Genomic DNA, 19,993 nt, shown 5'->3' with positions numbered 1-19,993 from the left:
TCTACTTATACAGGTGTTGTGGCCATCAAGGCCCTAATTGAATTTGATTACGTGAGGACTTCAATGGACGACAACAAGAAGAAAGCCTTGGCTGCGGCCTTGGGTCAGATCGAGCGTCAGTTCGGTAAAGGTGCCGTGATGCGCATGGGCGACCATGATCGCCAGGCTATTCCTGCCATCTCCACCGGCTCGCTGGGTCTGGATATCGCACTCGGCATCGGCGGTCTGCCGAAAGGCCGGATCGTGGAAATCTACGGTCCAGAGTCTTCCGGTAAAACCACGCTGACGTTGTCGGTCATCGCGCAGGCCCAGAAAATGGGTGCTACCTGTGCATTTGTCGACGCCGAGCACGCGCTTGATCCGGAATACGCCGGCAAACTGGGCGTCAATGTCGACGACCTGCTGGTTTCGCAGCCGGACACCGGTGAGCAGGCGCTTGAAATCACCGACATGCTGGTACGTTCCAACGCCATCGACGTCATCGTTGTCGACTCCGTTGCTGCGCTGGTACCAAAGGCAGAGATCGAAGGCGAAATGGGCGACATGCACGTGGGTCTGCAGGCGCGTCTGATGTCTCAGGCGCTGCGCAAGATCACCGGTAACATCAAGAACGCCAATTGCCTGGTGATCTTCATCAACCAGATCCGCATGAAGATCGGCGTGATGTTCGGCAGCCCGGAAACCACTACCGGTGGTAACGCCCTGAAGTTCTACGCTTCGGTACGTCTGGATATCCGTCGTACAGGCGCAGTGAAAGAAGGCGACGAGGTTGTCGGCAGCGAAACCCGCGTCAAGGTCGTTAAGAACAAGGTGGCTCCGCCATTCCGTCAGGCCGAGTTCCAGATTCTTTACGGCAAGGGTATCTACCTGAACGGCGAAATCGTTGATCTGGCCGTGCTGCATGGTTTTGTCGAGAAGTCCGGTGCCTGGTACAGCTACCAGGGCAGCAAGATCGGTCAGGGTAAAGCCAACTCGGCCAAATTCCTGGCAGACAATCCGGAAATCTGCAAAGCGCTCGAGAAGCAGATTCGCGACAAGTTGCTCACCCCTGGCGTCGACACCAAAGCTGTCGGTTCCCGCGAAGCTGCCGTTGCTGATGATATGGCCGAAGCAGACGCTGATATCTGATAGTCATGCCTGTCGTACTTGATACACCTGTCGCCGTAAGGCGCACCGCAATGGACCTGCTCGCACGTCGCGAGCACGGTCGGGTCGAGCTGACGCGTAAACTGCGTCAGCGTGGCGCTCCCCCCGAGCTCATCGACGCTGCCCTTGACCGTCTGGTCGAGGAAGGTTTGCTCTCCGAGTCCCGTTACCTTGAAAGCTTCGTTTCTTATCGGGCACGTTCGGGCTATGGCCCTGTTCGTATTCGAGAAGAGTTGAATCAGCGTGGCTTGCAGCGGGCCGACATTGAGCAGGCGCTCAGGGAATGTGGTGTGGATTGGCAGGAGAAGCTTCACGAGCTCTGGCAGCGCAAGTTTGCCGGTGCTTTGCCTGTTGATGCTCGTGAGCGAGCCAGGCAGGGAAGGTTTCTGAGTTATCGCGGCTATCCGCTGGATATGATCGGCCGCTTGTTAAGCGGCCGTGGCGGCGATGACTGAGGTATCAGAGCGTTTTCTGTGGCGCTTGATCCTGCGCGCCATCTCTTGTCGCTAAGGCGTCCTCCCAGTTTTCCTGTTGATTGATGTAGTCCACCAGTTCACGAAGCCTGCCCTGATTGCGTCCTGTGAAGGTAAACGCAAGTCGTGTCAGGTGACTGAATTGAACTTCATCGTGCTCCTCGCCCTGATAGCTGTGCTGATGAAAGTTTTCATTGATACACAGATCGGCGAAAGCTTCCTGCATGTGCTCCAGAGCCTTCGCGCTGAGCGCGTGGCGCATGCGGATCACAAACTTGTTCTTCAGCCAGCGGCTGGAGTGGAAGTTGGCATAAAACCGGTTGATCTCTTCCACCGCTTCATCGGCGCTGTAGACCAGCCTCATCAGTTTCATGTCGGCTGGCAGAATGTAGTGATTGTCCTGCAACTGGTTTTTGATGAAGTCCAGTGCACCTTGCCAGAAACTCCCGCCAGGTGTGTCCAGCAATACGACAGGTACTAACGGACTTTTGCCGGTTTGTATCAACGTCAGCACTTCCAGGGCTTCATCCAGAGTTCCAAAGCCGCCCGGGCACAGCACCAGCGCGTCGGCTTCCTTGACGAAGAACAGCTTGCGTGTGAAGAAGAAGTGGAAAGGCAGCAGGTTTTCCGTGCCCTCCACCGTGGGGTTGGCGTGCTGCTCGAAGGGCAGGGTAATGTTGAACCCCAGGCTGTGTTTCAGACCTGCACCTGCGTGGGCTGCGGCCATGATGCCACCACCTGCGCCGGTGATGACCATCATGTCTGAGCGGGCAAGCTTTTCGCCCAGCTCTCTGGCCTGTGCGTAAAGGGGGTGCTCCTGAGGGGTGCGAGCAGAACCGAATACGGTGACTTTGCGGCGGCCCTTGAAGCGTTCGAGCACCCGAAAGGCTTTGTCCAGTTCGCGCAGGGTTTGCAGCGTTATCTTGACGTCCCAGCGATTGCGGTCGTCCTGGGCCATGCGTAGCACCGTGAGCATCATGTCGCGGTACAGCGGCAGGTTTCTGGTGCCGGGAGCGACCTCGTTGATGTGCTCTTCAATTTTGCTGGTCAGGTCGAGCCCGTTGCTTTGAAAGTGTCGGGATAGAAGATCGTCAGGTACATACGGCATTCGGGATTTATCCTCCTGCAGAATCAATGGCCCGGTGGGGCGTGTTGAATCGATGATGTCCCGGTTTGCAGAGAAAGGCTACCCATTCCCTGATCATTGCCAGGGCGGATTCGTTGCAGGATGTCTTGAGCGTTGCTGAACTGACGCGCCTGAGGGGCAGGCGCGCGGGGAGGGTGCCAAGTGCCGAGGGTACTTACTTTTTCGGCTTTACAGTGCAATCTGAAGCCTGAAAGGTCTGGGTCGCAACCGGGCGGTTGGTCTTGTACTCGGTGAACTGATACTTGAGGACGGCTCCCTTGGTCATCAACTGGCGGAAACCGTTGTTGTGGCAAACGCTGTTGCCCAACTGGTTGCGCATCACGTCCGGGTTGGCGCGCATTTGCTGGGCCTGGCCTTCGCGTACGCTCAAGTGGTTGATCAGTTCGTTGCCACTGACGGTATAGCCCTGATCGAGGATGTCTTCGTTGATCGCCCTTGGCGTGCCGACACTGCTTTCCTTAGCGACTTTTTCCAGCATCTTGCTGAGTTCGAACTCCTGTTTCGACGCCGCCTGGGCGCATAGCGGAGCAACGAGCAAAAGCGTAAGGGTGGGTACGATAAGGCGCAGCATTAAACTCTCCTGATTAAGTGGCTGGCCGTTGGACCAGCGACTTCAAAGTGCGTTCCGGGCAGCCCGCCGATAACGCGGGTTGCAATGGCGCAGCAGTATAGAGCAGGAGTCTTCATCGGGCCTAGGGGCTGTACCCGTTTCAACGCGGTCTCTATGACGCGGGAACAGCCTGAGGACCGAAAGCGGGTTGAAGTGCCGGTGCTCTGATAAACTGCGCGTACTTTAATCCTGCCGAGTCTTTGTGGTGTCGATGTATTTCCCCCGCAGGCGTGTCCTGTAATGAGTCATGCCGTTTCCCGTCTGCGCGACGAGCGTCTGGCCCGCAGTACCAAGCCCTTTATTGCTCGCGGCTCGCGCGCGCCGCGCTGTCCGGATTGCCGGGTTATCTCCAGTTATTGCCTGTGCGCGTGGCGACCTGCCGTGAATGCCGAGTCAGGCATGTGCCTGCTGATGTACGACACCGAGCCTTTGAAACCGACCAACACCGGCTGGCTGATCGCCGATGTCATCAAGGACACCCATGCCTTCGGCTGGTCGCGAATAGATGTCGACGAGCAATTGCTCGCCTTGCTGGACGATCCGCAGTGGCAGCCCTACATCGTCTTTCCTGGTGAATTCGTTGCCGAGGAGCGTGTGGTCAATAAGGTGTCGCGCATGGATGGCAAGCGTCCGCTGTTCATTCTGCTGGATGCTACCTGGACCGAAGCGCGCAAGATGTTCCGCAAAAGCCCATATCTGGAAAGGTTTCCGGTGTTGACGCTGGAGCCCGAGCAGATCTCGCGTTACCGTTTGCGCCGCTCAAGGCGCGACGATCACTTCTGTACTGCCGAAGTCGCCGCGCTTTGTCTGGAACTGGCCGGGGACACCTGCGCCAGTGGCGTACTGGATGCTTATCTGGACGTGTTCAGCGCTCATTATCTGGGCGCCAAGTACCTCAAGCCGATTGACCCCGACGACGCGGCCCACACTCATTTGAAGGCTTTCATTTGAAGGCTTTCTATCACGCAGTGTTGCGGATCTGCCCTGTATAGGCTAATTGCCATCCATGTGCCCGGGCAAAGACGCTTCGCGCTTGACCGTCATGGTCTTGCTGGGCATGCTTGGCGCCGCCTGGAAGCCGATTCATCTTGTCTGGCGTGGCACCGACGCTCTTTTCGGGTTGTCGTTATGCGCGTTCGCCAGTCTTGCTGGGTGGCCGATTCTGTCGGCCCTCACTATAAAAACAGGATCACTACATGACCTACGACATCCTGATCGCTGATGATCATCCCCTGTTTCGCAGTGCGCTGCATCAGGCGCTGAGCATTGGCCTGGGGCCTGAAGCGCGGCTCGTCGAGGCAGAAAGCATTGCCCAGCTTGAATCCCGTCTGGGAGAGAAGGCTGATTGGGATCTGGTTCTGCTGGACCTGAACATGCCGGGGGCTTATGGCTTCTCCGGGCTGGTCCTGTTGCGCGGCCAATATCCGCAGATACCGGTGGTGATGGTTTCGGCTCAGGAAGAAGCGTCGATTGTGGTGCGTTCCAGAGAGTTTGGTGCCAGCGGGTTCATTCCCAAATCCAGCTCCCTTGAAGTCATTCAGCAGGCGGTGCGCACCGTGCTCGATGGCGACGTCTGGTGGCCGCCACAGGTCAATGAAGTGATCAGTGTTTCGGATGAAGCGAAGGCTGCAAGCGCTGGCCTCGCCAGTCTCACGCCGCAGCAGTTTCGAGTATTGACTATGGTCTGTGAGGGGCTGCTGAACAAGCAGATTGCCTCCGAACTGAGCGTCTCCGAAGCCACTATCAAAGCGCACGTCACGGCGATTTTTCGCAAGCTCGGCGTACGCACGCGAACCCAGGCAGCGTTGTTGTTACAACAGCTTGAGTCCATCTCGTCCAGTTAACGGCGTTCAGGTTGCGAGCATTCACGCTTTTTTGACCTTTAGTGCCTTAGCTTTCCTCATCTTTTTTACACAGCAGCCTCTCTATGTCGCCCTTCAAAGGCCAAACCGGTCTAAAACGTATCCTCAATGCCGCAGGCTATTCTCTGGACGGCCTGTCAGCCGCTTTCAAAGGCGAAGCCGCTTTCCGCCAGCTGGTACTGCTTAACGTGGTGTTGGTCCCGCTGTCGTTTTTCCTGCACGTCAGCAAGGCCGAGCATGCCTTGCTGATTGCCGTCTGCCTGCTGGCCCTGATTGTAGAGCTGCTCAACTCTGCTGTAGAGGCTGCCATCGACCGGATCTCTCTGGACCTGCACCCGTTGTCCAAGAACGCCAAGGACATGGGCAGCGCTGCCCAGTTCATCGCCCTGAGCATGATCGCTCTGGTGTGGGGCATCGTTCTGCTGGGTTAGGGCTTGTTCAATACAGGCTTGGCAGCACGATCTCGTCGCTGCGCTTCACCCCGGCGGTGAACGCGCGGCACAGTTCGAGGAATTCGCGCATGGCTGACGTCTGATACTTCTGTTTGTGCCAGATGAAATAGAACTGACGCGCCAGATCCAGCTCCGGCGTGGCCAGTTCCACCAGATTGCCGCGACGGAACGAATCGCGTAGTGCCAGCCTGGAAATGCAGCCAATGCCCAATCCGGATTCAACTGCCCGCTTGATGGCTTCGGTGTGTTCCAGCTCCAGTCGGACATTCAGCCCGTTGCGGTGGTGACGCATGGCCTGATCGAACGTCAAGCGCGTGCCTGAACCTTGTTCTCGCAGGATCCAGGCTTCATGGGTCAGTTCTTCCAGCGTTACATGGGCGCGTTTGGCCAGTGGATGCTGTGGGGCGCAGAACACCACAAGTTCGTCTTCGACCCAGGACTGCACCTCGATGTCCGGGTGGCTGCAATCGCCTTCGATCAAGCCCAGATCAATCTCGTAGTGGGCAACCTGTTGCACAATATGCGCGGTGTTCTGGACGTGCAGCTTGACCTGGCTTTCCGGGTGACGCTGCATGTAGCCGCCGATCAGCAGGGTCGCCAGATAATTGCCGATCGTCAGCGTTGCCCCGACGGCCAGCGAGCCAAAGCCTGATTTACCGTTCAGCAGGTCTTCGATTTCCTTTGCCTGATCCAGCAGAGCGACGGCCTGCGGCAATAATTGCCTGCCCGTGGCGTTAAGGCTTAGCCGCTTGCCGGCGCGGTCAAACAGCTGGCAGCTCGACTGGCGCTCCAGCTCGGTGATGGAGGTGCTGGCAGCCGACTGCGAAAGCGAAAGCAGCACGGCTGCTTTGGAGACGCTTTCCTGCCGGGCGACGGCAACGAACACTTGGAGCTGACGAAGAGTAAATCGCATATCTATATAACCGATAACCTATATCTTGATAATTCATTTAACAGATATTGTGTCTGCCACTAGAATGTCGCGCAATAGCGCAGTGCTTCTGCGCGCACTATTTTTTCAGGAGTCTTCACGTACATGAGCAACATGAACCACGAGCGTGTCCTCAGCGTCCACCATTGGAACGACACCCTCTTCAGTTTCAAGTGCACCCGCGACCCTGGTTTGCGTTTCGAGAACGGTCAGTTCGTCATGATCGGTCTGCAGCAGCCAAACGGTCGTCCGCTCATGCGCGCCTACTCGATTGCCAGCCCGAACTGGGAAGAGCATCTGGAATTCTTCAGCATCAAGGTGCCGGACGGTCCGTTGACCTCGCAGTTGCAGCACCTCAAGGAAGGCGATGAAATCATCATCAGCAAAAAGCCTACGGGTACGCTGGTGCTGGACGACCTCAAGCCGGGCAAACATCTTTACCTGTTGAGCACGGGTACTGGCCTGGCGCCGTTCATGAGCGTGATTCAGGACCCCGAAACCTACGAGCGTTTCGAGAAAGTCATCTTGTGCCACGGCGTGCGTTACGTGAACGAAGTCGCCTATCGCGAATTCATCACCGAGCATCTGCCACAGAACGAGTTCTTCGGTGAAGCGCTGCGTGACAAGCTGATCTACTACCCGACTGTCACCCGCGAGCCGTTCGAGAACGAAGGTCGCCTGACCGATCTGATGCGCAGCGGCAAGCTGTTCAGCGACATCGGCCTGCCACCGATCAACCCGCAGGACGACCGCGCCATGTTGTGCGGTAGCCCGAGCATGCTCGACGAGACCAGCGAAGTGCTCAACAGCTTTGGTCTGACCGTTTCGCCACGCATGCGTGAGCCTGGTGACTATCTGATCGAGCGTGCATTCGTCGAGAAGTAAGTCGGCCTTACAAAACCCGCCTCGTCCCTGAAGGGATCAGGCGGGTTTTTATTGCTCGGGATTTGTCGTTGGCATCCCTTCAGGCCAGCAGGACTTCAAGCACGCAAATCACCCCGGCCTGCGGGTAGTGCCAGCGTACGTCCAGATCCCAGAACTGAGCGCCGTAGCGGCGTTCCGGCGTCGGTAGCTGATAGGCCGGGCGCGGGTCCTGCGCCAGGCACTGCTCGATCAGTTCGACCAGTGGCTCACTCAGGCGTAGTGCGTGTTCGCGAGCCTGCAGCAGGGCGGCGTCCTGCCACTGCACCGGTATCAGGGCGGGCGCAGCACTGGCGATCTGGTTGGTCGCCTCAGTGATGGCATCGGCGTAGGGCACGTATGGCTTGATGTCCAGCACTGGTGTGCCATCCAGCAGGTCGATGCCGGACAGCCACAGGCGACCGGCTTCGACTTTGTCCAGCCTGACCACCGACTGGCCGATGCCATTGGGGCGATGCGTTGCGCGGGTAGCAAATACCCCCATCGACTGGTTGCCGCCCAGACGCGGAGGGCGCACCTTCAGGCGCGGCTTGTCTTCCAGCGCCATATGGAACAGAAACAGCAGCCAGACATGACTGACCTGTTCCAGCCCTTGAACAGCCTCACCCTGATCGAAAGGCGCTACCAGCTCCAGCACTCCACGTGCTGCCGGGGCCAGCTGTGGCTGGCGGGGGATGGCGAATTTCTCCTTGAAGCAGGAGCGTACGAAGCCGACAGGGGAGACGTTGTAGCTCATGGTACCGACCGGTTCAGCCACGCACGCGCAGGGTCAGACCCTTGAGGAAATTGCGTAGCAGTTGATCGCCACAGGCGCGGTAGTTGGTGTGTCCGACCTTGCGGAACAGCGCGCTCAGCTCTGGCTTGGAAACCGGAAATTCTGCGGATTTCAGGATGGCATGCATGTCGTCTTCTTTCAGTTCGAAGGCCACGCGCAGTTTCTTAAGAACAATGTTGTTGGTAATCGGCAGATCAATCGGCTGCGGCGGACGGCTTTCGTCCTTGCCACGCTTGAAGTAGACCAGGCCATCGAGAAAATGCGCCATGATTTCATCGCTGCAATCCAGATAGCCCTCTTCTTCCTCTTTCTTCATGAAAGCGATGACATCGCTTTTGGACACTTCAAAACCGGTCAGACCGATGATTTCGACAACCTTGCTGTCGCTGATATCGAGCATGTAGCGCACGCTGCGCATTACGTCGTTGTTCATCATGAGGCGTGTTTCCTGATAAGTCGTATGGCGGCGCGTGACGATGGTCATGCGCGCGGTAATAAGGTCGGGTGCCGAGGGAGTTAAAACTTTTCCTTGGTCGTCATGTAGCGCCACTGGCCTTCGGGCAGTTTGCCCATGGACACGCCGCCGATACGGATGCGACGAATGGCGACGATCTTCAGGCCAACGGCTTCACACAGCAGGGCAATGATGCCGGGCTGCGGGTTTTTCATTGCAAAGCGCAGGCGGTTCTCGTTCTGCCAGCTGGCCTTTACGGCGGGCAGTTCCTTGCCTTTGTAGGTCAGGCCGTGATTCAGCCGGTTCAGGCCATGAGCAACCATTTCGCCCGAGATTTCCACCACGTATTCCTGCTCGATCTTGCTGCGGTCATCGGTGAGCTTGCGCAGGATTTTCCAGTCCTGGCTGAACACCATCAAGCCGCTGGCATTGGCCTGCAGGCTTGAAATCGCCTCAAGGCGCATGAAGTGGCCCTTGAGCGGACGCTTGCTGTAGCTGTGCTCGACCGAGAGCGTGCCCGGCGTGATCATCTGCAAAGCCTCTTCGGCGCTTGCCGAGGCGGGTTTGTGCAGAATGATCGTGACCGGTTCAGGGGAGTCTGCCTTGGCATCCGGGCTGAGCTCGACTTTCTGGGTGCTGACCTTGAAGTGCGGCTCTTCGATGACCACGCCGTCCACAGTAACCCAGCCACCCTCGATAAACAGTTCGGCCTCCCGGCGGGAGCAACCGACCAGCTCGATAAGGCGTTTGGAAAGGCGAATGGGGTCTGTCATGAAGAAAAGCCGTTTACTGATGAGAAAGGCGCCATTGTAACCGCCTCACGCTGGTTAATCGCGGCAACATTGCATTTGGGCTGTAATCGATGTCAGTTACGACGGGGCAGGCGCATTCTGAGCATCGGATAGGGCTGACCCAAACCGTCGACTTCAGAACGGCTGAAAACTTCGAAACCATGCCTGAGGTAAAACCCCAGCGCCTGAGTGTTCTGCTCGTTGACGTCCAGTTCACGGATGTCGAAGTGCTCGATTGCGTGGGTCAGCAGCTGCGTGCCCAGCTTTTTACCGCGATGGTTCGGGTCGATGAACAGAATATCCAGTCGGTTTTTGTTCACGCCCGCGAAGCCCGTGATCTTGAGCTGCTCGTCCCGGGTGCAGAACAGCGTCACGCTGTCCAGATACTGTGTCAGCAACCCCTTGAGCCTGATGATGTAGGCGTCCGGTAGAAAGTCATGGGTGGCGCGAACCGAGCGCTCCCACACCTCGCTCATCTCCGGGTAATCGTTGGTGTCCGGGGTATATAACCGCATCTCGCGTTCTCCTTTCGGCCAGTCTTGCATAGACAACGGCCAGACACGAAAAAGCCCTGCCGGTTCAAGGGCAGGGCTTTCGATTACGGCAAGGGACTGTGCTTACAGCACCTCGGCCCACAGGTCGTATTCGTCAGCGTCGGTAACGCGGCACATGATCTTGTCACCGGGCTGAACGGTGCTGCCATCTTCCAGACCGATGAACACGTTGCCGTCGATTTCCGGAGCATCGAAGAAGCAGCGGCCTACGGCACCACGATCATCGACTTCGTCGATCAGCACTTCGATTTCCTTGCCGATCTTCATTTGCAGGCGCGCAGCGCTGATTGCCTGCTGGTGAGCCATGAAACGATCCCAGCGGTCCTGCTTGACGTCATCTGGCACGATGGCCGCGTCCAGCAGGTTGGCAGGAGCACCTTCAACCGGCGAATACTGGAAGCAGCCTACGCGATCCAGTTGGGCTTCGGTCAGCCAGTCCAGCAAGTACTGGAAGTCTTCTTCGGTTTCACCGGGAAAGCCGACGATGAAGGTCGAGCGGATAATCAGATCAGGACACTGCTCGCGCCAGTTCTTGATGCGTGCCAGTGTCTTGTCTTCAAAGGCTGGCCGCTTCATCAGCTTGAGGATCTTCGGGCTGGCGTGCTGGAACGGGATGTCCAGGTACGGCAGGATCTTGCCGGCTGCCATCAGCGGAATCAGTTCGTCGACGTGCGGGTACGGGTAAACGTAATGCAAGCGAACCCAGACGCCCATCGAACCCAGCGCCTGGCACAGCTCGGTCATGCGGGTCTTGACCGGCTGGCCGTCCCAGAACCCGGTGCGGTATTTGACGTCCACGCCATAGGCGCTGGTGTCCTGGGAGATGACCAGCAGCTCCTTCACACCGGATTTGACCAGACGCTTGGCCTCATCGAGTACATCGCCAACCGGACGGCTGACCAGCTTGCCGCGCATAGACGGGATGATGCAGAAACTGCAGCTATGGTTGCAGCCTTCGGAAATCTTCAGATACGCGTAGTGGCGCGGGGTCAATTTGACGCCTTGCGGCGGCACCAGGTCGATCAGCGGATTGTGGTCCTTGCGGGGCGGCACGACATCGTGCACTGCGTTGACCACTTGTTCGTACTGCTGCGGGCCGGTCACCGACAATACGCTTGGATGCACATCGCGAATGACGTTTGCGTCAACGCCCATGCAGCCGGTCACGATGACCTTGCCGTTTTCCTTGATCGCTTCGCCGATCACTTCCAGCGACTCGGCCTTGGCGGTGTCGATGAAGCCGCAGGTGTTGACCACCACCACGTCGGCGTCCTCGTAGGTCGCAACGACTTCGTAACCTTCCATGCGCAGCTGGGTCAGGATGCGTTCGGAATCAACGAGTGCCTTCGGGCAACCCAGTGAAACGAATCCGACCTTTGGGGCGGACGGCGTGGTGACGGTGGACATGGCAAACCTCGGCGTGAAGGGCACCCGGACGCGAAGCGCAGGTGCTGACTGGGCGCTTGCTGCGCCTCTGATCAAAAAGTGCGCAATTCTAGCGGTGAGCGGGCGCGATGACCAGCATTTGGATGAGAATTGCGACGTATGTCAGGCGAGGGGAGGATTTATGCTCAAAGAGCGCTTGGCTGTTGAGCGAGCCTGCATGCTTTGTCTGCGCAGTTGTCAGGTTCGGGAGGGAGGCGCATTGGTTGAGACCTTCAGGATATGCAGGACGTATCTGGCTACGCTCTCGGCCGCGAGTTGAAGTCGTATTTGCCTGGAGGTTGTCCCGTTTCAGCAGATGCGCACTGATGAAACGGGAGCCATCGCCATAAGGATCTAGCCTCGGGCCGATTGACCTGTCAACCCCGTGGCTCGTGCATCGGGCACCCATTGTGCTGACTGCGAAAGCCCGCCGAGTGTTCGTAGGCAGGTTTGCGCACTCGCATCACTCCGCCCAGCGGACGGTGCGCTGCAAGACCATGCCAAGGGCTGAATGACGTGCCTTCGTCGATTTCCTGAATGCCTTGCTCGGACCACGAGGATTGGCGGGGGACATCGATTCGAGCGACTGCAACGTAGGGGCTGAGGTCTTCCGGCCAGATCGCCGACGCATCCTCTACCGGCATTTTCTCCAGGTCCGTTGCCAGCTGGATACGAACTTCCCAGCTGGCATCGTTTTCGAGGAAAAACGTTTTGACTGCCTCACGCAGGCCATCCGGCTTGTCTTTCAGGTCCACAGCCTTGTCGGTCAGCGCCATCAATTCTGCGGAAATGGGGACTATGCTCAGCTTGGCGTAGTAGGGCCCGTACAGAAAAGGCACGACGGTGTAGAAGGTCTCGCCGAGGATATGAGTCATCGGGTGCCCGCCGAGACTTCTCAGCGTGCCGCTCTCGCCGCCGGCGGATTCGATAGCGGACTCGATACCGCGAAGGACGGCAGACAGCGCCTTTTTCATGCCCGGCGCTTTGTCAGTTGTTTTGGCCAATAACTTCAAGGTTTTCAAAAAAGCCTTGGGGTCCCTGGCAGTAAAGGCCTTGGCGTTCTGCATGACAAAATCTTGGGTCGATGCGTCGGCGCTGCCGGGCAAGCGCGCGCCCTCGATGCCCACAAGTTTGATCGCCAGCCCCCTGGGCGTTGAGACCTTGTCGTCAAGAATATCTCCCGGGTTGGTCGAGAACCGCATGAACAGCGGGAAATTGCCAGGTTTCGCAAACGCGCCTTGAGCCAGCGGCTCGGGCAGGTCGTCATATACCTGAATCTGCCCATGCAGTAACCCGTGTGCCTTGGCATGCACACTGCGAATGGCGTGCCCGGTGTCTTGCAACGTGGTTTCAAGAATGGAATGCATGGCTTCCACCAGCTCTTTGCTGGTTTGCGGCTCATCGTCGGGGGCGACTTCAAATGAGGGCTGGAAGCGTAATGGCTGAACAGTCAGATTTTTTGTAGTCATCAGGGCATCTCGGTCAGAGGAATCAGGGTACCCGGGCGTCGATGCGGTTCTTGATGACCTTTCAGGCGGCAGGCTTAAGTAATGACCGGCCGGTATTTGCGTCGTTCAATGATAAATACCTGCCCGAAAACTGCGTGAAAGGCGGGGCGCGTAGGCCTGATCATTCTCGTCGTTCGCGTTTCACCAAGAATTACATCGAGTGCTGCGTTATGCTTCGCGCCATCGCGCCGAGGCATGTCAATGTCTGGCTGAATCTGAATTGTTACGCGTTGTGATGTTCTCAGTGTTGAACCTCATGTCTGGTTTCCGGGAGTAGTGGATGAGTCAAACAAACAGTCATGGGGAGGCCGCAGGCACTGCCAGGCCTATCGGGTTGCTGATCGCTGCAGTGGGGGTGGTTTACGGCGATATCGGCACCAGCCCGCTGTACACCCTCAAGGAAGTGTTTCAGGGCGGTTACGGCGTGGAAGTCACGCATGACGCAATACTTGGGGTGTTGTCACTGATCTTCTGGTCGCTGATCTGGGTTGTTTCGTTCAAGTACATGGCGTTTGTCCTGCGTGCTGACAACCAGGGCGAGGGCGGCATCATGGCGTTGATGGCGCTGGCGCGTCGAGCATCGGCCAAACACCCCAAACTGCAAATGATGATGGTGGTGTTCGGGTTGTTCGGTGCTGCGCTGTTCTATGGCGATAGCATGATCACCCCGGCGGTCTCGGTATTGTCGGCGATGGAAGGGCTGGAACTGGCCTTCGATGGCCTCGATCACTGGATCGTGCCCATGGCGTTGATCGTGCTGGTGGGACTGTTTCTGATTCAGCGCCACGGCACGGCACGCATCGGCGTGCTGTTCGGCCCGGTGATGGTGACCTGGTTTCTGGTGCTCGGCGCGCTGGGCGTTTACGGCATCATGCAGTCGCCGGAAGTGCTCAAAGCGGTCAATCCGGCCTGGGGTGTGAATTTCTTCATCATTCATCCGGGCATTGGTGTGGCCATTCTGGGTGCTGTGGTGCTCGCCCTGACGGGGGCCGAGGCGCTGTATGCCGACATGGGTCACTTTGGCCGCAAGCCGATTTCACGTGCCTGGTTCATCCTCGTGCTGCCTGCGTTGCTGCTCAACTATTTCGGTCAGGGTGCGCTGGTGCTGGGCAATCCCGAAACGGTTCGTAACCCGTTCTACTTGCTGGCGCCGGGCTGGGCGTTGCTGCCACTGATCGGCCTGTCGACGATGGCGACCATCATTGCCTCGCAGGCGGTAATCTCCGGCGCGTTCTCGATGACGCTGCAGGCGATCCAGCTGGGCTACATTCCGCGCATGCACATCCAGCACACCTCCAGCGACGCGCAAGGTCAGATCTACATCGGTGCCGTCAACTGGGCGCTGATGGCGGGTGTCATTCTGCTGGTAATCGGCTTCGAATCGTCTGGCGCGCTCGCATCTGCGTACGGCGTGGCAGTGACCGGGACCATGCTCTGCACCACCATTCTGGTGTCGACCGTGATGCTGATGCTCTGGAAATGGCCGCCGTTGCTGGCTGTTCCGTTGCTGATCTGCCTGCTGCTGGTGGATGGCCTGTTCTTCGCGGCCAACGTACCGAAGATTTTCCAGGGCGGTGCCTTCCCGGTGCTGGCAGGTGCGGTGCTGTTCATCCTCATGACCACCTGGAAGCGCGGTAAACAGCTGCTGGCCGAGCGGATTGACGAGGGCGGGCTGCCATTGCCGATCTTCATCGGCAGCATTCGCGTTCAGCCGCCGCATCGCGTGCAGGGCACGGCGGTGTTCCTGACCGCACGTTCGGATGCCGTGCCTCATGCGCTACTGCATAACATGCTGCACAACCAGGTGCTGCACGAGCAAGTGGTGCTGCTGACGGTGGTGTATGAGGACTCACCGCGTGTGCCTGCCGCGCAGCGCGTTGAAGTGGAGTCCTATGGCGAGGGTTTTTACCGGGTGATCCTGCACTTCGGTTTCATCGATGAGCCCGATGTGCCTGCTGCGCTGGCGTTGTGTGATATGCCGGAGCTGGATTTCAGTCCGATGCGCACCACTTACTTCCTCAGCCGCGAAACGGTGATCCCGTCGAAGATGGATGGCATGGCGCGCTGGCGTGAGGCGCTGTTCGCGTTCATGCTCAAGAATGCCAACGGTAACCTGCGCTTCTTCAAGCTGCCGTTCAACCGGGTGATCGAGCTGGGTACGCAAGTAGAGATGTAAGCGTTCGCCGGCAAGGCCGGCAGCGCGGATAAAAAAATCCCGGCGACCTCACGGTGCCGGGATTTTTTATGCCGTTCAGACTTCTATCTAGCGGCGCTTACTGAGCGGTAGCCTTGCCCTGACGCTTGTTGATGGCGTCGATCAGGCGTTTGGCCAGTGCCGGATAGTCTTCATCGAAGTGGTGACCTCCAGGCAACTGAACGGCTTCGCCGACTGCGGTAGTGTCGGTGCAACCGCTGTCTTTCTTCTCTTCTACACCATAAACACAGAACACCTTGGCGGCTGGCAGCTTGGCCATTTCCTGTCCGGTGGTGGCTTCCTTGCCTGCATTGCCGAGCCAGCCATCGACGTGAATCTCGAAACTGCCGGTGCGGGCGAAGGCCAGCAGAATGATCGCGTCGACCCGATTCTGATCATCCGCAGCCAGGCGATTGTAGATCGCGGGCATCACGTCCGCGCCGAACGAGTATCCAGCCAGGATGAAGCGCTTGGTGCCCCATTTCTGACGGTAGTGGTTCATCAGGTCGGTGAGATCGACAGCGGTCTGCTCCGGTGTCTTGTGTTCCCAGTAGTAGCGCAACACGTCGATGCCCACCACCGGATAGCCCATCTTGGCCATGTCGCCTGCCACGACCTTGTCCAGGTCGCGCCAGCCGCCGTCACCGGACATGAACAGCGTCACGGTATCGGAAGGCTGGCTGGCCGGGACTTCGACGGTCGGGATACCGAGGCCGCCACTGTCGTTCTCGCCGAGCAGCAGGTGACGCAGTTCAGTGTTGAGCACCTGAGGCAGCGGAATGTCGTAGTCGCTGATGCTGGTGTCGGCATTGGTCTGGTCACGCACGAACGCTGCGCTCGGATCATCCGGGGCGTCGTTCCAGGCGGCCAGCCAGTGCCCGTGCGGAGCTTTTTGCGGCAGCGGCACGTCGCAGATCTGCGGCGGTTTCTCGTCTTCCTCCAGAACAGGCGGCGGATTCGAAACATGCTCAAGCGCAAACCCGACGGAAATGGCCTGCGCCTTGTCGTCGGTCTGTTCGGCCAGCCAGCGCCACGCCAGGGTCGCACCAGGGCCTATGCCTCCAACAACCTTTGCAGGGCCGTCGAGCTTCGCCAGGGCTTCCTGAAAGGTTTTCTGTTGCAGGACGCAATCGTCCTTGGGCAGTACCACCTGAATGATGCGTGCCGAAGCGTCCTTGCTGATCGCCAGCAACTGCTTGTCGGAGAGCATTTCTTCGGCGGTGACGGCCAGCGCAATGCGGGTCTTGATGCTGGTGGCCGGTGTCACGCTGGTCAGCGGCGCGCCACCGTCAAGGTTCAAGTGTTCCAGCGATGCGGGCGGAGCGGGGCGGTTCCAGATCCATATTCCCAGTGCTACGACTAAAAGAACAATTACCAGAGCTGCAAGCAAAAGGCGCCAGGAGCGTCGAATCATCAGCGTTTCACCAATCCAGTCAGGCCGCCCGCAATCAGGGCGGCGGTGTCAGCCAGTGCCACGAGCGGATCAAGTCCGGCAGGCACGGCCATATAACGAGGTTCCCAATCGGGCTGGAACTTGTCCTTGAAGCGGCGCAGCCCCTGGAAGTTGTACAGTTGTTCGCCACGACGAAAGATCATCGAACCCAGGCGCTGAGTGATCGGCGCGCCACGTCGTGGCTGCAGGCCGGACAAAGGCACCATTCCCAGGCTGAACCGCGCATAGCCCTGGGCTTTATAATGCAGAATCAGGCCGACCATCATGAATTCCATGGTCAGCTTGGGGGCGTCCGGGTGAGAGCGCATCAGGTCCAGGCTGGCCAGTTCCGGGCTGGTGGTTTCCAGCAGGTTGGAAAACGCGACCGGTTTGCCCTGAAAGTGCACGATGGCAATGCGGAAGTACTTCAGGTACTCGGTGCTGAAGCGGCCTAGGGAGAAGCCTTTTTCACGGACATTCTTGCCCGTCAGCCAAGCGTCGGAAATCACTTTCAGCTCGTCGATCGGTGCCTGGCCCGGTTCGTAGATTTCCAGCGAAAGACCATCGCGGCCACCTCGGTTCCAGGTGTAACGCAGGTCCTTCATTTCCTTGCCCTTGGCGTCGATATCGAAGCGCCGCAGGTCGACGCGCGCCTCTTCACCCAGCTTGATGGCGGTGAGGCCGATGTCCATGTAGAACGGCAGGTTTTCTGCACGTACCTGGTAGAACACCGGGCGCGCATGGTGCACGTCGCACAGGTCGCGGAACTGCCAGATCAGCTCGGCACGCTGCTGGGTCGGGCCAATCGGATCGTAAAGCGCAACCAGACTGCGGCCGCGATGCGAGTACATCAGGAATGCATTACCGGCCGGATGGAACAGGATCGCCTTATCGCCGGTCAGCACCAGGCCGCCATCCGGCTGTTTGGATGCTTTGAGGATCTCGGCTGCCTTGTCCAGATCTGCCGCGTCGGGCAGTTTGATGACTGGTCTGGCAGTACGCAGCAACCAGGTCAGCGAAACCACCACCAGCAGCACTGCGCTGCCCAGTGCCGAACGCAGGCCGCGCGGGGCATCTGCATCCAGTGTGAACTGCCACCACAACTGATGACTGTAGGGCACGTCCTGATAGGCGAACAGCAACAGCCAGATCGAGGCACCGACCACACAAATGCTGGCAATCAGGTAGACCGGCGAGAACGGCAGCTCCAGCAGGCGGCTTGGACGGTAGAACGAACGGCGGAAGGTCAGCAACAGGCAGGCGGTCAACAGCAGCATGCTGGCTTCTTCCCAGTCGAAGCCCTTGAGTATCGACAGCACTGCACCGACCAGCAGCAGGATAGAGGTCAGCATCCAGGCCGCCGACAGTCGACGGCGCAGGCCCTGAGCGAGCAGCAGGCACAGCACGCCCACCAGACTGGCCCCGAAGTGCGACGCGTCGATCAGCCGATGCGGGATCATGAAGCCGACGTTTTCCAGTCGGGTATCGATTTCAGGGGTGGCACCAGAGAAGAGCAGCACCACCCCCGACAAGAAAACCAGTAGGGCCAGAATCGGTGCCGCCAGCCCCGAGGCAACGCGCATGGCTTGCTTGGTCGGCAGCAGGCGCTGGGCTTCGGTAAACAGCAGGGTAAGGCAGGCCAGCAGCAGCGGCAGGATCACGTAGATCAAGCGGTAAAGTAGCAGCGCAGCGGCGAGCGGGGCGGCACCCAGTTCGTTGGCAAAGGCTGCGAGCAGAATGGCCTCGAACACGCCGACGCCGCCAGGCACGTGGCTGAGTACGCCAGCAGCGAGCGCCAGCAGATAAATAAGGATGAACGCACCGAGAGGCGGCGCGTGCGGCAGCAGCAGGTACAACACCATCGCCGCAGCAGCGACGTCCAGCGCGGTAATCACCAGCTGGATCAGCGTCAGCTTCAAGTCTGGAAGACGCAAGGTACGACGACCTAGGCGAACCAGAATATTGTGCGGGATGTCCTGTTCCGGCAGGCGGCGACGGTAGACGAAGACCGCCAGCAGCAGGCTGCCCACCAGTACCGCCGTGGCAACGACGGCCAGTACGTCTACTGGAAGCTTGAGCGCCAGTGACGCGCCGGACAGGTTGCTGAGCGTGGCCAGTGCCGCCAGGGGCGGCAACGCACAGCCCAGTGACAGGCTGGCGAACACGGTCATGCGGGCAATTTCGATTGCGCCTACGCCATGGCGTGAATAAAGCCTGTAGCGTACCGAGCCACCGGACAGCATCGACAGGCCGACCGCATTGCCGATTGCAAACGAGGTGAAGCCGCCGAGAAGCAGCGTCTTGATCGGCAGATCGACATTGGCATAGCGACTGGCGGACAGTTCATAGCCCATCAGGATGATATAGCCGACGATTGCCGCGAGCAGCGCACCGCCCAGAGCGGGCAGGGGCACTGCGAACAGTGAGTCGTGCAGCGCATACCAGTCCATTTCGACCAGCATGTGGCGGCAGGCAATAAGGGCCAGGCTGAACAACAGCAGCATCACCGCCAGCCCGATAGGCTGCCGGTATTTGCTTAGCAGCTCCCGCCAGTTCTGGCGTGGTGGGCTGCCGGGTTGCTCTGCATCAACGGTTTCATTGGAATCGGACATGTTGTCGCGCATCAATCACTCCTTGGATCGTGCGCGACAGGATGGAGGTATGCAGCCAAGTTACCAATCCCTACGCAGAAAATATTTCAGGATGTTAGCGCGTCAACGTCTAACGAGCGAATAGCGAATCCGGCCAGGCGATGCTGTTCAGCCGAGGTTCAGTCGTGATTCAGCTTAGTAACACCTATCGGCAGCGCATGCAAAAACTGTCGTCAATGAAAGCATTACGTTACAGATGTGATGATAGGGTTTCAAAGGGCTTGGAAAATAGTCTTTTTTCTCAGGCAGTTAGCGGTCGCCTGAAATGTTTTTTCACCGGAAACAAAAAAGGCCACTCTTTCGAGTAGCCTTTTTTGATGTTTGGTTGCGGGAGCCGGATTTGAACCGACGACCTTCGGGTTATGAGCCCGACGAGCTACCAGACTGCTCCATCCCGCGTCTGTGTGGCGGCATTCTACAGCCGAACGCTGAAGTGTCAACCCTTAATCTTGAAAGCAGGCAAATGAGTAGCAGATTGTGCGCCTGTGCCAATGATGCTGCCTTTTTTACGCCTCAGTGTGGAAGCGCTGATAAGACTGGGATACCGGGTTGTCAGTGGCAGGGCATGAGACAGTACTTTTAACGCAAGCACAAAAAAGGCCACTCTTTCGAGTAGCCTTTTTTGATGTTTGGTTGCGGGAGCCGGATTTGAACCGACGACCTTCGG

At 58.4% G+C, this 19,993-nt stretch carries 18 protein-coding genes, 1 tRNA gene and 1 pseudogene; 7 read left to right on the top strand and 13 right to left on the bottom strand.

Features of this window, described 5'->3' with window-relative positions:
* Window positions 1-63: 63 nt before the first annotated feature.
* A complete protein-coding gene (gene recA, locus RYC17_RS10050) occupies window positions 64-1,128 on the top strand; it encodes a recombinase RecA (RefSeq protein ID WP_004657925.1) in 1,065 nt (354 codons plus the stop codon).
* A gap of 5 nt (window positions 1,129-1,133) precedes the next feature.
* Entirely contained in the window at window positions 1,134-1,601 is a 468-nt protein-coding gene (recX, locus tag RYC17_RS10045; RefSeq protein ID WP_005743450.1) for a recombination regulator RecX, read from the top strand.
* Window positions 1,602-1,605: 4 nt separating this feature from the next.
* Here recX and RYC17_RS10040 read toward each other — a convergent pair whose 3' ends face one another.
* Window positions 1,606-2,727: an LOG family protein gene (locus tag RYC17_RS10040; protein ID WP_316902915.1), complete on the bottom strand. Its 1,122-nt coding sequence runs from the start codon at window positions 2,725-2,727 to the stop codon at window positions 1,606-1,608.
* A 193-nt stretch (window positions 2,728-2,920) separates the two neighbouring features.
* Window positions 2,921-3,337, bottom strand: coding sequence for a quorum-sensing-regulated virulence factor family protein (locus tag RYC17_RS10035; protein WP_002554685.1), 417 nt, complete (start codon window positions 3,335-3,337; stop codon window positions 2,921-2,923).
* Between the two features lie 279 nt (window positions 3,338-3,616).
* Between RYC17_RS10035 and RYC17_RS10030 the strand changes: the two genes are divergently transcribed.
* The 3 genes from RYC17_RS10030 to RYC17_RS10020 all read left to right on the top strand — a co-directional run bounded on the left by RYC17_RS10030 (window position 3,617) and on the right by RYC17_RS10020 (window position 5,669).
* Complete coding sequence (locus tag RYC17_RS10030) at window positions 3,617-4,327, top strand: tRNA-uridine aminocarboxypropyltransferase (protein WP_058399667.1); 711 nt, start codon at window positions 3,617-3,619, stop codon at window positions 4,325-4,327.
* Window positions 4,328-4,572: 245 nt separating this feature from the next.
* Window positions 4,573-5,220 carry a response regulator transcription factor ErdR gene (gene erdR, locus RYC17_RS10025; protein WP_046270723.1) on the top strand — a complete coding sequence of 216 codons (648 nt, stop codon included), beginning with the start codon at window positions 4,573-4,575 and terminating at the stop codon, window positions 5,218-5,220.
* A gap of 83 nt (window positions 5,221-5,303) precedes the next feature.
* Window positions 5,304-5,669, top strand: a complete 366-nt coding sequence (locus tag RYC17_RS10020) for a diacylglycerol kinase (RefSeq protein ID WP_058399668.1) — start codon at window positions 5,304-5,306, stop codon at window positions 5,667-5,669.
* A gap of 7 nt (window positions 5,670-5,676) precedes the next feature.
* On the opposite strand, the gene RYC17_RS10015 is transcribed toward RYC17_RS10020, so the two are convergent.
* Window positions 5,677-6,603, bottom strand: coding sequence for a LysR family transcriptional regulator (locus RYC17_RS10015; protein WP_002554681.1), 927 nt, complete (start codon window positions 6,601-6,603; stop codon window positions 5,677-5,679).
* A gap of 123 nt (window positions 6,604-6,726) precedes the next feature.
* On the opposite strand from RYC17_RS10015, the gene fpr reads away from it, so the two are divergent.
* Complete coding sequence (gene fpr / locus RYC17_RS10010; protein ID WP_002554680.1) at window positions 6,727-7,506, top strand: ferredoxin-NADP reductase; 780 nt, start codon at window positions 6,727-6,729, stop codon at window positions 7,504-7,506.
* A 79-nt stretch (window positions 7,507-7,585) separates the two neighbouring features.
* Here fpr and tsaA read toward each other — a convergent pair whose 3' ends face one another.
* The 6 genes from tsaA to RYC17_RS09980 form a co-directional block, all read right to left on the bottom strand.
* Window positions 7,586-8,278 carry a tRNA (N6-threonylcarbamoyladenosine(37)-N6)-methyltransferase TrmO gene (tsaA, locus tag RYC17_RS10005; RefSeq protein WP_122259275.1) on the bottom strand — a complete coding sequence of 231 codons (693 nt, stop codon included), beginning with the start codon at window positions 8,276-8,278 and terminating at the stop codon, window positions 7,586-7,588.
* Window positions 8,279-8,291: 13 nt separating this feature from the next.
* Entirely contained in the window at window positions 8,292-8,753 is a 462-nt protein-coding gene (locus RYC17_RS10000; protein WP_122259205.1) for a DUF1456 family protein, read from the bottom strand.
* Between the two features lie 80 nt (window positions 8,754-8,833).
* Window positions 8,834-9,544 carry an rRNA pseudouridine synthase gene (locus RYC17_RS09995; protein ID WP_058399669.1) on the bottom strand — a complete coding sequence of 237 codons (711 nt, stop codon included), beginning with the start codon at window positions 9,542-9,544 and terminating at the stop codon, window positions 8,834-8,836.
* Window positions 9,545-9,636: 92 nt separating this feature from the next.
* Window positions 9,637-10,077 carry a GNAT family N-acetyltransferase gene (locus tag RYC17_RS09990; RefSeq protein WP_058407341.1) on the bottom strand — a complete coding sequence of 147 codons (441 nt, stop codon included), beginning with the start codon at window positions 10,075-10,077 and terminating at the stop codon, window positions 9,637-9,639.
* A 102-nt stretch (window positions 10,078-10,179) separates the two neighbouring features.
* Window positions 10,180-11,523, bottom strand: coding sequence for a 30S ribosomal protein S12 methylthiotransferase RimO (gene rimO / locus RYC17_RS09985; RefSeq protein ID WP_057402364.1), 1,344 nt, complete (start codon window positions 11,521-11,523; stop codon window positions 10,180-10,182).
* 395 nt (window positions 11,524-11,918) lie between these two features.
* Entirely contained in the window at window positions 11,919-13,010 is a 1,092-nt protein-coding gene (locus RYC17_RS09980) for a catalase family protein (protein ID WP_316902912.1), read from the bottom strand.
* 319 nt (window positions 13,011-13,329) lie between these two features.
* Between RYC17_RS09980 and RYC17_RS09975 the strand changes: the two genes are divergently transcribed.
* Complete coding sequence (locus RYC17_RS09975) at window positions 13,330-15,225, top strand: potassium transporter Kup (RefSeq protein WP_122259202.1); 1,896 nt, start codon at window positions 13,330-13,332, stop codon at window positions 15,223-15,225.
* A 97-nt stretch (window positions 15,226-15,322) separates the two neighbouring features.
* Here RYC17_RS09975 and RYC17_RS09970 read toward each other — a convergent pair whose 3' ends face one another.
* From RYC17_RS09970 to RYC17_RS09955, 4 genes and pseudogenes are all read right to left on the bottom strand, one after another.
* The gene (locus tag RYC17_RS09970; protein ID WP_122259201.1) at window positions 15,323-16,657 is read right to left on the bottom strand and encodes a virulence factor family protein; all 1,335 of its coding nucleotides are present in this window, start codon (window positions 16,655-16,657) and stop codon (window positions 15,323-15,325) included.
* Window positions 16,657-19,274: pseudogene (mprF, locus tag RYC17_RS09965) on the bottom strand (bifunctional lysylphosphatidylglycerol flippase/synthetase MprF). Before mprF ends, RYC17_RS09970 begins: the two are co-directional and overlap by 1 nt.
* Before the next feature lie 374 nt (window positions 19,275-19,648).
* Window positions 19,649-19,725: transfer RNA gene (locus RYC17_RS09960), tRNA-Met, on the bottom strand.
* 37 nt (window positions 19,726-19,762) lie between these two features.
* The coding region (locus RYC17_RS09955; protein WP_316902908.1) for a hypothetical protein at window positions 19,763-19,993 on the bottom strand (231 nt) is incomplete at its 5' end.

Origin of the sequence: Pseudomonas syringae group sp. J248-6 (assembly GCF_032586995.1) — a bacterium.
GTDB lineage: Bacteria > Pseudomonadota > Gammaproteobacteria > Pseudomonadales > Pseudomonadaceae > Aquipseudomonas > Aquipseudomonas amygdali.
Note: the sequence above shows the minus strand (reverse complement) of the source record. Positions and strands in the feature narration are given on the sequence as shown.

Bases quoted from the DNA above. Each gene is read 5' to 3' on its own strand.
- tsaA (WP_122259275.1), bottom strand. From the start codon at position 8,278: ATGAGCTACAACGTCTCCCCTGTCGGCTTCGTACGCTCCTGCTTCAAG.
- RYC17_RS10000 (WP_122259205.1), bottom strand. From the start codon at position 8,753: ATGATGAACAACGACGTAATGCGCAGCGTGCGCTACATGCTCGATATC.
- rimO (WP_057402364.1), bottom strand. From the start codon at position 11,523: ATGTCCACCGTCACCACGCCGTCCGCCCCAAAGGTCGGATTCGTTTCA.
- RYC17_RS10035 (WP_002554685.1), bottom strand. From the start codon at position 3,337: ATGCTGCGCCTTATCGTACCCACCCTTACGCTTTTGCTCGTTGCTCCG.
- RYC17_RS10030 (WP_058399667.1), top strand. From the start codon at position 3,617: ATGAGTCATGCCGTTTCCCGTCTGCGCGACGAGCGTCTGGCCCGCAGT.
- RYC17_RS10015 (WP_002554681.1), bottom strand. From the start codon at position 6,603: ATGCGATTTACTCTTCGTCAGCTCCAAGTGTTCGTTGCCGTCGCCCGG.
- RYC17_RS09970 (WP_122259201.1), bottom strand. From the start codon at position 16,657: ATGATTCGACGCTCCTGGCGCCTTTTGCTTGCAGCTCTGGTAATTGTT.
- erdR (WP_046270723.1), top strand. From the start codon at position 4,573: ATGACCTACGACATCCTGATCGCTGATGATCATCCCCTGTTTCGCAGT.
- RYC17_RS10020 (WP_058399668.1), top strand. From the start codon at position 5,304: ATGTCGCCCTTCAAAGGCCAAACCGGTCTAAAACGTATCCTCAATGCC.
- recX (WP_005743450.1), top strand. From the start codon at position 1,134: ATGCCTGTCGTACTTGATACACCTGTCGCCGTAAGGCGCACCGCAATG.
- RYC17_RS09975 (WP_122259202.1), top strand. From the start codon at position 13,330: ATGAGTCAAACAAACAGTCATGGGGAGGCCGCAGGCACTGCCAGGCCT.
- recA (WP_004657925.1), top strand. From the start codon at position 64: ATGGACGACAACAAGAAGAAAGCCTTGGCTGCGGCCTTGGGTCAGATC.
- RYC17_RS09995 (WP_058399669.1), bottom strand. From the start codon at position 9,544: ATGACAGACCCCATTCGCCTTTCCAAACGCCTTATCGAGCTGGTCGGT.
- fpr (WP_002554680.1), top strand. From the start codon at position 6,727: ATGAGCAACATGAACCACGAGCGTGTCCTCAGCGTCCACCATTGGAAC.
- RYC17_RS09980 (WP_316902912.1), bottom strand. From the start codon at position 13,010: ATGACTACAAAAAATCTGACTGTTCAGCCATTACGCTTCCAGCCCTCA.
- RYC17_RS09990 (WP_058407341.1), bottom strand. From the start codon at position 10,077: ATGCGGTTATATACCCCGGACACCAACGATTACCCGGAGATGAGCGAG.
- RYC17_RS10040 (WP_316902915.1), bottom strand. From the start codon at position 2,727: ATGCCGTATGTACCTGACGATCTTCTATCCCGACACTTTCAAAGCAAC.